Genomic DNA, 13,640 nt, shown 5'->3' with positions numbered 1-13,640 from the left:
TGCAGTGGTACGTGGTCCGTGCCGAGGCGCTGGAACAGGTCATAGGTTCCGAGTTTTGTCTGGTTGGCGTTGTTCAGCCAAGTGCTTCGTTCACGCCTCCCCGTCGCCGCTGTCCAGCTCGCGCAGTGCGGCCGCTTTGCGTCCACCGGCGATCCCCAGTTTGGATGGGCCTCGCAGAAAGTCCAGAATGCGCCGCCCGGCGGCCGTGCGGACGGTCGCTGCGAAGGCATCGATCGACCGGGTGAAGGGTTGGGTCGATCGGAACAGGATGCGATAGGCGGAGCGCACTTCATTGATTTCATCGGTCGAGAACTTGCCGCTGCGGCGCATGCCGAGGCCGTTGTGCGCCACGCACATCGATTCACCGAGCACCTTCATGAACGGCGGAATGTCCTTGATGACGCGCGAGCCGCCGCCGATCATGGTGTATTCTCCGATTCGAGCGAATTGATGCACCACAACATGGCCGCTCACGATCGCGTGGTCACCGATGATGGCGTGGCCGGCCACAGCCGATCCGTTGTAGAGCTTGACTCCGTTGCCGAGTTCACAATTGTGGCCGATGTGCGCGTAGCCGAGGATGAAGCAATCCTGCCCGAGGATGGTCCACGATTCGGGCTGGGTGCCGCGGTGAATGGACGCGAACTCTCGGACGATCGTCCCTGCGCCGATCCGGCAGTACGACCGCTCGCCGGTGTAATGAAAATCCTGCGGCAGATGGCCGATCACCGCGCCGGGATGAATCACGCAGCGGTCTCCGATTTCGGTCCAACCGGAAAGGTACGCGTGCGGATAGACGTGTACGTTCTCGCCGATCTTGACGTCGCCCTCGATGATGACATAAGGGCCGATGTCTGCGGACTTGGCGATCTGGGCCTTGGGGTCGATGATGGCCGTCGGATGAATGGGCATAGCTGCGGTCTCTCGCGCGTGGTTTGAGGGCTGGATAGCCGCGGTGCGTTCGTCAGGGGCCACCGGCTCAACAAGTTGGGGCATTCTACGACGCCGCGAGGGGCTTGAAAACGTGCAACGGCGGCAACAAAAAAGCCCCCGGCACAGGTGCCGAGGGCCTTTGAATTCAGCGCAATGAGTTGGGGATGAGCCGGCGTCAGTCGACTGCTGGATCGGGCGAGCGGTCCAGTCGTTGCGCGCGGCCGGACCGATTCGCCTGCTGCGTCGGAGGCCCGCGCGAATGCAGCTCGGCGGTGCGTACGGCGATCTCCTCGCCTGGAGCCGTTGCCGCACGCGGGGAAACGGCCTCATCGTCAATGGACCATCGCAGCGGCATGGCGGCCGCGGCATGTTGCTTCTTGTGCGACTTGTTAGCGGCGGCCTCTCCGATCGGCAGGATCGTGGAGGCCGGAGCGTCATGGGGCGCCACGGGCTGGTCGACGGCCCAGGTTGGCCGAAACGCGATCGTTGTTTCAATGGCCTTCCAGGATTCGGGTGTTGCAAGCTGATCCTGGTTTTCCCGCGCGGGGGATTCCCACGCAGCAGCGCCAAACAACGCGCCAACAATCAAGGCGAACATGAACCGGCCGACCTGTGCCAGGCGAAATCCCAGACGCGACGTGGAATAGGCAGACATACATCACCTCGAACCGCATGACAGACGTGCGCGGCTGGCGGGAACACACCACTCCCGCGAAGCCATCCATTCCATCGACCCGCTTGCGCCAACGTCCCGAGTGCCGGCGCCGGAGAAGGTAGCGACCGGTCGTCAGAAACTTGAATCGCGTCGAAATACGGTTTTGCCGAAACGGGTTTTCGCGACGTCTGGCGTGGCAAGTCTGGGAGAGCGATTATTAGTGGACCTGCGTTTTCAGGTGTGTGAGAGCGGATTCGTCAAGGCGAAGTCCTTCAATCGGCCTGCTCGATGCTTTCGATGGCGGGGGAGGCGAGCAGCTCATTCAGCCAGGTGTGATGGTCGCGGTGGAGGGTGCAATAGCGGATACGAGCGACGATCGCACCGTCGGCAGTGGTGGAGTATTCCGGAAAAATCGGGAAGGGGTGGTCCTCCAGGATGCTTTCGACCTGCAACCGCGTTCGTGCGCTGGTATCCACAAGTTTCAGCACGAGCGTGGCAGGCCGGCACGGTCCTTCGACGAGTCGCTCGATGGCGCGAGCCGCGGAGAGTGTGCCGACGATGAGAAGCGTGAAGAAGAACCCCAGCGCGAGATGGCCTGCGCCGAGAATCAGTCCGACGGCGGCGGTGGCCCAGATGCCGGCGGCGGTGGTGATGCCGACGACTTGGCCTTTTTCGCGAAGGATGGCGCCCGCGCCGAGAAAACCGATGCCGGTGACGACTTGGGCCGCGACCCGCGCGCGGTCGGCATGAGCCGGACCGCCACCGAGCAAGATGGACGCCTGTGTAAAAATAGCGGACCCGAGGCAGATGAGGATCATCGTGCGAAAGCCCGCGGGCTTGGCAGCCCGCTGACGCTCGAAGCCGGTCATGCCCCCGCAAAGGATCGCAGCGAGGCTGACAACGGGACCCACCAGTTCCGGTGCGAGCAGCGAATGGACATCACCCAGCCAGGGTCGAAGTTGTTCCCACATGGCGGAATGCTTCCTTTGCCTCGTCCGATGAGCGAAGCACGTTCACGATCAAGTCGGCGGCAACGGCGGATCGGTGTCTCGGCCGGTCCCGGAGAATTCCCGATTATGGGGGCGGTCTTCCGCGGCATCATCCACGTAGGCGCCGGCGGCGTCGGTGCGATAGCCAAGCCGGCGCGGCGTGGCAGTCTCGCCGTGTCCGTCGCAGAAAATGACGTTTGACTTGTTCATGTGGCGCGGATCGACAGCGGTGCGCGGGCTGCCCGGGTCGCCGCTGCCGTGTTCGGATTCGGGCTTGAGGCGTGGCGGATCAAGCGTCCAGCCGTGATTCGCCAGCTCCGCGAAGTCCGTGCCGTTGTTGTTATACGGCTTGCGATTTTCCGGCGCGAAGCCCGCCGCCGTGCCCAGCGTGTCCGCCGCCATGACGGTGCTGGCGAAGCTGGTGATTTTCGAGCGGTTCACCGGGAAATTGTGGAATCGGCCGTTCGTCATGCGGGCGTTGCCGAGGAATTGGTGATTGTAGCCATAGGCGTGATTGCGCTCGTCCATCCAGTCGGGGACGGAGGGGCACTGATACACCTTGTGGTCATAGTCCTGCCGGTCCGCGGGGAGCGGGTTCTCAAACGCCACTGCGCCGACGTACTTGCCCATCAGCGCGATCCAGCGCGGGCGGAACTTCAACCCGCTGCCTACGTCGTAGAAGTTCGCGGGGTTCGACGCGCCGCCCGCGAGATTACCATATCGACCCGGCACGGCGACGTCGTCGTAGTCGTCGGCATACATGTGCCAGCCCATTCCCAGTTGCGAGAGCCGCGCCAGGCATTGAATCGATTGGCCCTGACGCCGCGCGCCGGAAAGCGATGGCAGCAGAATCGCGACGATGAGTGCGATGATGCTGATGACGACAAGAAGTTCGATCAGAGTGAAGGCACGAGGTGAACGAGCCGAGGAGCGCATGGGGGACACTCGCGTGCGTCAGGCTGCCGACGCCTGGCGCGTAGGATCGTAACGCCTGCTGAATGAGATCGCCACCATGCTCCAAACCCTGCCGGGGCGGACCACGCAGGAACGTCAGGTCCGATTCCGCGATTCAATCATGCACCCGGCAATGGCCGAAAACAAGGTCGCAGGTGCAGGGTCCGGTGTGCTCCTTTTCACGATCAAATAAGGTCCACGCCTTGAGTTTGGAGCCTGATTCGGTTGCAATGCCTCGCGCAAAACTTAAAGTTGACAGGTGAGTGGTTACGTTTTCGGGGCGGGCTTATGAAGCCGAAGTTCACGATGCGTCCTGTGATGGTTCGCGATCTCGCGCTGACGCTGGGATTATTTCTGGTCGCGTGCGCATCGATCGCCCTGACCTGCAACACGCCTACCAGCGACCTGCGAAGTGATTTCACCGACAACAACGGCAACGGCCTCGCCGATGACTTCGAAATGATTTACGGCGATCTGGACCCCAGCGCCGACGACGACAACGATGGAATAGCTAACGACCAGGAATCGGCCTTGCTGACCGATCCGCTGGTCCCCAGCGCCGCGATTCCCAACTTCCCCGGAGCGGAGGGATTCGGCGCGTATGCATTCGGCGGCCGGGGCGATGGTTCGGAGCAGCCGCGAATCATCAAGGTGACGACGCTGGCCGACAAGATTCCCAACGGCCTGGGCGGGTTCGTGACGGCACCTGGCAGCCTGCGGGAGGCGTTGGAGGCGTCGGGTCCGCGGTTCATCGTGTTTGACGTTCACGGGGTCATTTACCTTGAGGAGCCTGTTCGGATCCTGAATCCGTTTGTGACGGTCGCGGGTCAGACGGCCGGCGGCGATGGGATTGTCCTCGCGCATCAGCCGTTGGTTGTGCGCACGCACGACGTGGTGCTTCGGCATTTGCGGATGAGGATCCTTTATGAGAAGGGGGATCCGGACACGACGCTGCTGGACGGCATCACGATCTTTCGCAACGATTTCGAGGCGAATTCCGCGCAGCAATCGGTCTACAATTTCATCATCGATCACTGCTCGATCTCGTGGGCCATTGACAAGAACGTCAGCACGTGGAACTGGGTGCGGAACTTCACGATTCAGTGGTCCATTATTTCCGAGGCGTCGCTGTTCGGAAATCCGCTGGGTCCGACGGGGTTCGGCATGCTGGCGGCGCCGACCCCGGGCGGATTGACCCCGAAGGATCTTACGTACGCGTCGCTTCATCACAATTTATTTGCGCACAACTCGGCCCGCAACCCGTTGATTGTCGAAGGCAAGGTCTGGGATTTCCGCAACAACGTGGAGTACAACTGGAACGTCGCGCAGCCGGCGCAGTTTGAGTTCAACGCGAGCGTGAACTTCATCGGCAATCGGTACATTCCGGGCCTCGACACGTCGTTCGCGCCGCCTGAAATTCGCAACCTGATCGACATCAACTCGCCGGACGAGGGGCCGTTGCCGCGCATCCATCTGCGGGACAACCTCGCGCCGCTACGCACGTCCACCACCCAGGACGAATGGGATGTCGGTGTCGCATATGTGACGCCCAACGTCGGCGGATTGTGCGGGGGCAGCGCCTCCGTCTGCAACGTGTTCATCACCCCCGGGCACCTGCGCGATCAAGTCGAGCTGCCAGACCCGCTGCCCGCGCCCCCCGTCACGACCTACCCCGTCCAGGAGGCGACCACGCGGGTGCTCGACGGCGCCGGTGCGACCAAGCCGCGACGCGATGCCATAGATACGGCACTCGTCAACGAGCTGCGCTACGTCGTCGACAACAATCTTCTGGTCGATTCCCAGCCCGTGGGCGATCCGAACCTTCGCCGCATCGGCCCGCATCACGGCGAGGTGGCAAACGTCCTCTGGTTCCGGCCCAATGCCGACCCGACGATCCTCTGCACCCCCCGGCAGTACCGCATGCAGCCGGGCCAGACGCTGGCCGACGCCAAGCTTGCCCTGCTCGCCCAGATGAACTGCACGATCGACGGCATCGTCCTCCCCGCCGGCGCGGCGCAGATTCTTGCCGACCCGGTCAAATACCCCTTCGTCGTCGTGCAGCGCGTCATCCCCAATCGCGACACCCTGAACGGACTCTACGTGTCCAACAACGCGCCACCCCTGCCGACCGACACGGACGGTGACTACCTTCCCAACAATCGCGAGCTGGAATTCGGCGGTGATCCAAACGTCGCCGACAGCCTGACCGATTCCGACGGCGACGGCTACCTCAACGTTGAGGAGTACCTGTCCAGTCTCGCCGGGGATCCGTCGTGAAGCATTTCCGCGAAGAACTGTGGTTTCACACTCCGACGCGCAGGGCCTTCATCAACATCACCGCGCAAGTTCAGGCCGCCATCGCCAGGAGCGGCATCCGCGAAGGGCTTTGCCTCGTCAACGCCATGCACATTTCGGCGAGTGTCTTCATCAACGACGACGAACGCGGCCTGCATCAGGACCTGGAACGCTGGCTGGAGGGACTCGCCCCGCACGCGCCGCTCGACCAATACCGACACAACGATACGGGCGAAGACAACGCCGACGCCCATCTGAAACGCACCATCATGGGCCGCGAAGTCGTCGTGGCCATCACCGGCGGCGAGCTGGACTTCGGACCGTGGGAGCAGATCTTTTACGGCGAGTTCGACGGCCGCCGAAGGAAACGCGTGCTCGTCAAGATCATTGGGGAATGACTCGATTCGCACGCCGCGCCGCTTGAGCACTGACGGCAGCCTCCGTTCTGCTCGTTTCCCGGTCGCTGCCTGGAGTTGCTCGAAGCCGCCGATACACCTGACCGATGCTCGCCCCGGCCGTCAGCATCGCGTCCGCCTCACTCGGCTGGGAGATGATCTGGTCCGGGGTATGTCGTATTCGCTTCATCGAGAATCTCCTTGCCCATCCGGGCAGCTAAGACTCTCATAACAACCGGATCAAGTCTCGCGGAGCAGGTCAGACGCGCTCGCGTGAAATCAGCATTTTAGATAATGGGCGCAAAAAAAGGCGGCCTGCCCTCGTCAGATCCTTCCTAGACGGCAGACCGCGCCAAAACAACCGAGTTGTCTCCGATGCCGCGATCGCCCCGGCCAGCAAGCGCCGCGCATCAGCGCGTAAAACCAAAAAATGCCGCGGAAGAGGTTTCGATCGCTTTGCCCTTCGAAGTCTTCGCCGTCGTCCGTCGCACCGAGCCGGTCTCCCGACATCGGCCGTCCCCTCGTGGGCTTGGCTATCCGTTCAGAGGCCCGTTCAACCCGCCGCCATCGCCGTCATTGCTTCGGCGAGGCCGCTTCACCGTTGGCCATCAGGCCCGGCCATGCGGCTCTCGGCGGGATGCTGCGGAGCAAATGATTTAACTCTTTCGCCGCCGCCCCTCTCTTCGGATTTCACCGCCCTCCAGGGTCTTACCCGGACGACGCTAGCCGCAGGTCTCTCAACCGCGGCCCCTTCCATGGGCTTTCGTGCCCCTTTGGCACATGCGTTCGCAAGAGGTCCGGTCATCCGCGAGCCTTGCCTGCCCGCCACCGTCCGCCCGCAGGGTTTCTTGCCACCCTCTCGACGGTTTACTCCCTCTCGCGCCTGGTCCGCCCTGTTTCAGGCCGACAGCACCTATGGGGTTTTCCCTTCGGAGCCTTCTCCTCAACCGAGGTTGCCCGGCGTCCTCCGCCGGTGCCGACCCGCCTGCCGTTCACTACAGGCCTCGCTTCGACAAACCAGAGATTTGTCGAAGCTCGGGCCTGTCGCCCGACTTCCGGGTGCTTCCTCGGGTGAGTCCCTCGCGGCCGCGACGAGTTTGACCCCGCCGTGCCGCCGGTTGCTCCCCTGGGTTTCGTCCCTCTCAAGGGTTCACTTCGCCTGCCTTGGCCGCCCATTCCGACGGCTCATCCTCTCACGCGCTTGTCGGCCCCCGCGATTGCTCGCGAGCGGCTTACCGTGCGCCGCAGAGTCTCAATCAGCAGACGACCTGCCCGGCCCCGTAAGGCCGAGCGCCCTTCACAGGGTTTCGCGCCGCATGCTCCCTGGCGTTAGGCTTCTGATTCGCCGACCCGGGCTATGGGTTCACCTCGCGACGCCGCCGGGTGTTGCCACCGGTTCGGTCGCCGCTCCGTGGGCCGACGAGAGCCGACTTGCGCCGTCAGGGAGCCTGGTAGGCGCCGATCGAAATCGCCACTCTTCCGTGGCAGAAGTGAATGTACAATGGGATTCGCGCGGGTCAAACGAAAAATTCGCCGTGTGTGCAAGTCACAGGCGTTGAGTTGAACTTGCAATCGCCGCCCGCGCGCAAACGTCGATGGAGCTATGAATTAGCGCGAGCGTGGTGATCACAAAAAAAGTTTCGCGACATTGCGATTTTCCTGATCTCACAGGGCGAAGATCAGTCGCCATGCCGGCATCCGACCCGTTATTCACTGCGATTCACATGAAATCACGATTATCCACCAATTGCACACACAAGGTGCAATCTCGGCAAAAAGTTAGAGATGTTACATGTTACTCAAGGGGCTCGATTTGTTTGAGTTGTTGGTACCGTTGACAACGTTTTTTCCTCTTCTGGATTCAATAAACGCGCACGGCAGAAACGGTCAAAATCGGATTGAGACAGTCGTGCAATTGTCAAGGCAAAGACTCGGCGAAGTACTGGCCGTGGCGTCCAACGCCAACCACCCCTCACAATCACTCCCCAAACCCGCACATTGCCCTTATCATCAACCGTCGCCGCAGGTCCGCCTGAAAACCCGCGGCCTTCACGTTCCAACGGCGAAACTTCAACCTCGACTAATTCACCGTTTGTTGAGTCTGACATCTGCAAAACACGTCCGGCGACGATCACTGGCGCTCGGTCGGTGAGTTGAGCCGGCGATTCTTGCGCCGTGGTTCCCTTGGGCATGGGAAAGCCCCCCAACACAACCATTTCGCCCTCGCGTGGAATGATGGTACTGTCGATTTCATTGGGTTCAAATCGGTCTACTGTAGCCATTAGTACAACCCAATCCCGCTGAGGGGGAAGGGTAGATAAGTCTGCCGCTGCATGAGGCCACTGCGCCAGCATCGGGCGCCCGGCAACTGCGGCAATAACGCAGTCCAAATGACCGGCCACGGAATGATCCTGTCGCGCCGAATCCATAAACGTATGCGCAGCGCTAATCGCATTCCGGCGGCTGATGGGAAATCCCGCTCCATGCCCCATTGCATAGACAGGCAGCACCTTGAGTTCCTTCCGCGCCAACTCGAGTTGATTCAGCTCTTGTTGAGTGAATCGGATACCGGATGCGCATCCACAGAAGAATTGCAGCACAGCTATCGTGATTATTGATTTGCTGTAAGAGGTTTGTTTCACGGCTCGACCCGCTCGACGATGCTCCCGATTGGCATTGCAGTCAGTACAATGCGGGCCATATCCTGCTTCGTCGGTTGCGAAAAACCCAAGATCACTGCGAATACCTGAAATCTCTGACCGGGAAGCTCCACACCTACCGGACCGCCAATGAAGCCGTCATAGTTACCCGGCGGTGCGGCAAGCCAAATCAACTCACGCTGTGATAGCGTTGCTGTGATTGGTCTTTCCAGAATGGTTGCCGTTTTGTGCAGAGTGGGCAACTGCCAGAACTCATCCTGATTCTTCAGCGAGTCCAAGTCAAGCCCGGCAATGATGACTTCCTGTCCGGCGTGAACTATAGGGTCGAGGATGAGTTCATTCGGCGTCGTAGTCAAAGGTCTTCGCGCGGCATAGACACCCAAAACCGGGAACCGCGACGTCTCGCTCACGCGAGGTGGCCTCGGTTCACAATGAAGCGTGTCCCACGCCATGGGAACACCCTCTGCGGTGATCGCACAAAGCCCCGCTTCCGGCCAATTTAATGTCGAAATGACATGGTATGAGTCAACCTGCGTTCCCGCGCGATAGGCGCGTTCCCCCGCAACGCGCAGAACGCGAACACTTAATGCACTGGATTGTTCAGAATCAGACTTGGACGAGCCTGCGGCCGGCTTCGTGACGCACCCAAACTGAAGCCCGACTAGCAATGCCATGCACAGTGTCGGCCCGAATCTATGATTACATGTCAATAGCTTATTCAAGTTCGATTGTCGATAAGTGGTTCTCGCCTTCGTAAACAAGTGCCGCCGAATACTCTTCGACACTGTCATTGAGCATGATTCGCGAACCGACTCGGCTGGTAGAACCCCCGTTGTGTGTGACTTCCGTCGCACCCAATTCTGAAAGAAGCTTGATTGCCACACCAAGCCGAATCCCTTCAAACCGAATAAGTACCGGCCTCGTGCGACTCGAATCGCTCACATCGACCGGATGATAGCTGATGTTCTCTGCGCCGATAGCATTCAATAATTCCGAATCGCTTTCAAATGGCATCAGCCATTCCAATTCCGCTGCGATGAACAGATCAAGCTCGTCCTCTTTGGAATAATATCCCTGGTTCGCGGCATCGTGCCGTGTGATCCAGATCAATGGCTTTATCTTATCGCTGGAGTTCGGCACAAGTCCGAGACCTTCACGCGTGCTCGGAATCGTTGCCGGCATTTGAACTTGAGCAGAGCCACCCCAGCATGGCGGCGTCCCATAGTGTCGATTGCCTTGACCGTCTGTATAATACCAAGAACTCGTCTCTGCATCCCAGTGCCAAGTCGGACCACCGTCATTACAATTCAGCGTTCCTTGGACCGGTCGCGGAGCGGGTTGCTCGATTTCCACTTCAACCGGATGATCGGCATCAACTAGGCAGCCTCCCAGCGCGATGATTCCAGATAGCATCCCGATGAATCGGACTCCTGCTTTCAACATCTTGCTTCTCCTGCACAGGATCAAATCATGCGAACAACCACGATGTCTGAATAGCCAAAATCGTCGCAGCACCCAGTTCGGTCACCGCTCCTTGGGCCGACGAGAGCCGACTAGCGCCGTCAGGGAGTCTGGTAGGCGCCGATCGAAATCGCCACTCTTCCGTGGCAGAAGTGAATGGACAATGGGTTTTGTGCGGCCCCTGTTAACATCGCCTACGTCGATTCCATTCGGGCACTCGCCATGACCCCGCGCCTGCGATTCCCCAAAACACGACGTTTGTCTGGAAGTAAGGCCTTCGACGCCGTCTTCGCCGCGAAGCGATCCGCCTCCAATCGCCTGCTCGTCGTCTATGCCCTCGAAAATAGCCTTTCGTATTCTCGGCTCGGCGTCTCCGTCAGTCGCCGCATCGGCGCCGCCGTCCGCCGCAACCGCATCAAGCGTCTGATCCGCGAGGCCTTTCGACTCGAACGCGATCAGCTCCCCGCCGGGTACGACTTTGTCTGCGTTGCCCGCGCGTCCGAAAAACCGCTTCTGGCCGATTATCGGAAGGCTTTGGTCACCGTCGCCGCCCGCGCCATCACCAGCAAAGCATCGCCGAGGCGTGAGAAAAACACCCCGGAGGGTTGACTGCGCTCTCGCAAGTTCCGCGCGACGTCGGCCCTCGCGCCGCCCTGCGTCCAGTATTTTTGAGACGCGCGGAATCCATCACACGCCAACTGCCCGCATAACCGGCTCACCTCTTTCAACCCGCGCGAAACTTTGCTGATTTTGTTGAAGAGGCCGATCGGTCTGTCCGAATGTTCGTGTGAACGCGGACGCCCGGAGGGCTACAGTCCGGTTCACAGAGTTTGACCCACATCCGCTCCGGGGCCTCATCGGTCCTGTCAGCGGTCTTCCCACCAGGCCGGGGCTTCGGGACGAAGCCTCGGCTTTTTTTATGCGCCCGTTGCCGCGCGCACCCCGTTACCCGAAGATGCCCGCGATGACTTACGCGTGGCTTGTCCTGGTCGGTCTGCTCGCCGGTTTCTCCGGCGGACTCCTCGGAATCGGCGGATCGACCGTCATGATCCCCGGCATGATTCTCCTGCTTGGCCCTGCCGGGCAGCACCTCTACCAGGCCGCCGCCATGGCCGTGAACTTCTTCGTCGTCGGTCCGGCCGTCCTGCGACACGGCGCCGCCGGAGCCGTCCTGCGGCCGATCACCCGCTGGATGGCGCCGTCGGCCGTCGCCGGGGCGATCGCGGGCGTCTTCGCCAGCGAGATGCAAGCCTTTCGCGGCGCGGGCCAGGGCTACCTGCAAATCGCCTTCAGCGCGTTCTTATTCTATGCAATCGTCTATAACCTCTTCCGCCTCGGCACGCGCAAGCGCCTGCCGCCCATGACTCCGGCCGACGCCGCCCGCGTGCCGCGCTGGAAGATCGTCACGCTCGTCGGGCTGCCGGCGGGCCTGGCCGGCGGACTGCTCGGCGTCGGCGGCGGACTTGTGGCCGTGCCGACCCAGCAGGTCTTCCTCCGCGTGCCGCTGACAAACGCCATCGCCAACTCGGCCTCGACGATCCTCTGGTCCAGCGTCGTCGGCACGATCGTCAAACACGCCCACCTGCACGAGCACGGCTACCGCCTGCGCGACTCGCTCTTTCTCGCGCTTTGTCTGATTCCATCGGCCATCGTCGGCTCGTGGGTCGCCGCCGACAAGGTGCATAAATGGCCCGTCGGCATCCTCCGCGGGGCCTTTGTGATCCTGATGCTCTACTGCGGCTCGGAAGTCTTCTGGCTCGGGCTGGAGCAAGTGCGGCGGGACTGAATCCGGTATGAGATCGCCGGCGCGTAGGGTTCGAAGAGCGCGTAGGCTCGACTATGCGGACCTTGCAGAGCGCGGGAGTGATGCGGTGCGTAGGGTCCGCACAGCGGACCCTGCGATACCCACGCGGATCGTACTCACGCCGGCTCGTAGGCCGCGGCCGCGCGCTTGGCCGATGCCGCCGCGCGGGAGACCGCCGCACGGGGCGCGCTGTCCACCACGACCTTGGCCGACCGGCGCGCTTTGGCCGCCGAAGCGGCCGCCGACGTGTCGGTGAAGAACGAGCCTACGTTGCGAATCTTCGCGTAGCGCCGCTTGACGAGCGTATCCATCTTGACGCGCTTGAGATCCTTGAGCGTTTCGACAATAAACGACTTGAGATTCTCCGCCGTCGTCGTCGGATCGCGGTGCGCGCCGCCCAGCGGCTCCTTAATGATCTCGTCGATCAGCTTGAGCTTGCGAAGGTCCTTCCCGGTGAACTTCAGCGCGCGGGCCGCCGTCGAGGCGTGCTCGGCCGACTTCCACAGAATCGCGGCGCAGCCCTCGGGCGAGATGACCGAGTAATACGCGTGCTCCAGCATCGCGACGCGGTCGCCGACGCCGATGCCCAGCGCGCCGCCCGAGCCGCCCTCGCCGATCACCACGCACACGATCGGCGTGCGCAGCCGGGCCATCTCCATCAGGTTCACGGCGATCGCATGCGCGATGCCGCGCTCCTCGGCGCCGATGCCGGGATACGCGCCGGCCGTGTCGATCAGACAAACCACCGGCAAGCCGAACTTCTCGGCGAGCTTCATCTTCGAGAGCGCTTTGCGATAGCCCTCGGGGTGGGCCATGCCGAAGCAGTTCTCCAGCCGCTGCTTGGTGTCCTTGCCCTTGTCGTGGCCGACGAACAGGCACTTGTGGTTATCAATTCGGCCGAAGCCGGTGATGATCGCGCGGTCATCACGGAAGTTCTTGTCGCCGTGCAGCTCGCAGAAGTCGCGGACCATCAGGTTGAGATAGTCGGGCACAAGGGGACGCTTGGGGTGCCGGGCCATCTGCACGGTCTCCCAGGCATCGAGATTGCTGTAGAGCTTCTTGCGGGCGGCCTGAAGCTCGGCCCGCATGATGCGAATGGTCTCGGAGTGATCCCGGCCCGAGACCGACTGACTGGCCTCCAATTCCTCGATCTGGCGTTCGATCTTGGCGAGGGGGCGTTCGAACTCGAGGTAACCCCCACCGATCGCGCCATTCGTTCCGTTGGAAAGCGTGCTCATTCACGATCCTTTCAAAGGCATCACGCTGCGGTCGCCGACCTGACTTCGGCGGCGATCGCTTGGCGTTTTGCGAACTTAGCAAACCGATGACTGCAATCCAGATGTTCCTTCATCACCTTCGGAGCACAGGGCTTTTCGATTGCCCGCCAGCCCAATCCGCGCCGGGGCCGGTCTCCGATTTCGAGTTGATTCGCCTCACTCGGGCAGCAAGCCCGCGACCTGCTGGCTGCCCATTGGATACGAGCCAATAGGGTAA

12 protein-coding genes are annotated in these 13,640 nt (G+C 61.6%); 4 read left to right on the top strand and 8 right to left on the bottom strand.

Annotation, left to right across the window (positions count from 1 at the left end; genetic code table 11):
* Positions 1–90: 90 nt before the first annotated feature.
* The 4 genes from lpxA to HRU71_07425 all read right to left on the bottom strand — a co-directional run bounded on the left by lpxA (position 91) and on the right by HRU71_07425 (position 3,513).
* Positions 91–912 (bottom strand): acyl-ACP--UDP-N-acetylglucosamine O-acyltransferase, encoded by an 822-nt coding sequence (gene lpxA, locus HRU71_07440; GenBank protein ID QOJ03330.1) that lies wholly within the window; start codon positions 910–912, stop codon positions 91–93.
* A gap of 196 nt (positions 913–1,108) precedes the next feature.
* Positions 1,109–1,588: a hypothetical protein gene (locus HRU71_07435; GenBank protein QOJ03329.1), complete on the bottom strand. Its 480-nt coding sequence runs from the start codon at positions 1,586–1,588 to the stop codon at positions 1,109–1,111.
* 272 nt (positions 1,589–1,860) lie between these two features.
* On the bottom strand, positions 1,861–2,559 hold the full coding sequence (locus HRU71_07430) for an MgtC/SapB family protein (protein ID QOJ03328.1): 699 nt from the start codon (positions 2,557–2,559) through the stop codon (positions 1,861–1,863).
* Between the two features lie 48 nt (positions 2,560–2,607).
* Positions 2,608–3,513, bottom strand: a complete 906-nt coding sequence (locus tag HRU71_07425) for a type II secretion system protein (protein QOJ03327.1) — start codon at positions 3,511–3,513, stop codon at positions 2,608–2,610.
* 306 nt (positions 3,514–3,819) lie between these two features.
* Between HRU71_07425 and HRU71_07420 the strand changes: the two genes are divergently transcribed.
* A complete protein-coding gene (locus tag HRU71_07420; GenBank protein ID QOJ03326.1) occupies positions 3,820–5,808 on the top strand; it encodes a hypothetical protein in 1,989 nt (662 codons plus the stop codon).
* A complete protein-coding gene (locus tag HRU71_07415; protein ID QOJ03325.1) occupies positions 5,805–6,224 on the top strand; it encodes a YjbQ family protein in 420 nt (139 codons plus the stop codon). Before HRU71_07420 ends, HRU71_07415 begins: the two co-directional genes overlap by 4 nt.
* A 1,796-nt stretch (positions 6,225–8,020) precedes the next feature.
* Here the strand turns inward: HRU71_07415 and HRU71_07410 are convergent.
* From HRU71_07410 to HRU71_07400, 3 genes are all read right to left on the bottom strand, one after another.
* Positions 8,021–8,863, bottom strand: a complete 843-nt coding sequence (locus HRU71_07410) for a hypothetical protein (GenBank protein QOJ03324.1) — start codon at positions 8,861–8,863, stop codon at positions 8,021–8,023.
* Entirely contained in the window at positions 8,860–9,291 is a 432-nt protein-coding gene (locus HRU71_07405; protein ID QOJ03323.1) for a hypothetical protein, read from the bottom strand. Before HRU71_07405 ends, HRU71_07410 begins: the two co-directional genes overlap by 4 nt.
* Before the next feature lie 304 nt (positions 9,292–9,595).
* The gene (locus HRU71_07400) at positions 9,596–10,324 is read right to left on the bottom strand and encodes a hypothetical protein (GenBank protein ID QOJ03322.1); all 729 of its coding nucleotides are present in this window, start codon (positions 10,322–10,324) and stop codon (positions 9,596–9,598) included.
* A 240-nt stretch (positions 10,325–10,564) separates the two neighbouring features.
* Here HRU71_07400 and rnpA point away from each other — a divergent pair, with 240 nt between their 5' ends.
* Entirely contained in the window at positions 10,565–10,951 is a 387-nt protein-coding gene (gene rnpA / locus HRU71_07395; protein QOJ04948.1) for a ribonuclease P protein component, read from the top strand.
* A gap of 355 nt (positions 10,952–11,306) precedes the next feature.
* Positions 11,307–12,128, top strand: coding sequence for a sulfite exporter TauE/SafE family protein (locus HRU71_07390; protein QOJ03321.1), 822 nt, complete (start codon positions 11,307–11,309; stop codon positions 12,126–12,128).
* Positions 12,129–12,262: 134 nt separating this feature from the next.
* On the opposite strand, the gene HRU71_07385 is transcribed toward HRU71_07390, so the two are convergent.
* Positions 12,263–13,351, bottom strand: a complete 1,089-nt coding sequence (locus HRU71_07385; GenBank protein ID QOJ04947.1) for an acetyl-CoA carboxylase carboxyltransferase subunit alpha — start codon at positions 13,349–13,351, stop codon at positions 12,263–12,265.
* Positions 13,352–13,640: the final 289 nt, after the last annotated feature.

It is taken from the genome of Planctomycetia bacterium (assembly GCA_015200345.1).
Classification (GTDB): domain Bacteria; phylum Planctomycetota; class Phycisphaerae; order UBA1845; family UTPLA1; genus PLA3.
The sequence above is the reverse complement of the archived record's forward strand: the minus strand, read 5'-3'. Positions and strand labels throughout refer to the sequence as shown.

Coding starts and splice junctions, on each gene's coding strand:
- lpxA (QOJ03330.1), bottom strand. CDS start 912: ATGCCCATTCATCCGACGGCCATCATCGACCCCAAGGCCCAGATCGCC.
- rnpA (QOJ04948.1), top strand. CDS start 10,565: ATGACCCCGCGCCTGCGATTCCCCAAAACACGACGTTTGTCTGGAAGT.
- HRU71_07430 (QOJ03328.1), bottom strand. CDS start 2,559: ATGTGGGAACAACTTCGACCCTGGCTGGGTGATGTCCATTCGCTGCTC.
- HRU71_07390 (QOJ03321.1), top strand. CDS start 11,307: ATGACTTACGCGTGGCTTGTCCTGGTCGGTCTGCTCGCCGGTTTCTCC.
- HRU71_07400 (QOJ03322.1), bottom strand. CDS start 10,324: ATGTTGAAAGCAGGAGTCCGATTCATCGGGATGCTATCTGGAATCATC.
- HRU71_07420 (QOJ03326.1), top strand. CDS start 3,820: ATGAAGCCGAAGTTCACGATGCGTCCTGTGATGGTTCGCGATCTCGCG.
- HRU71_07435 (QOJ03329.1), bottom strand. CDS start 1,588: ATGTCTGCCTATTCCACGTCGCGTCTGGGATTTCGCCTGGCACAGGTC.
- HRU71_07425 (QOJ03327.1), bottom strand. CDS start 3,513: ATGCGCTCCTCGGCTCGTTCACCTCGTGCCTTCACTCTGATCGAACTT.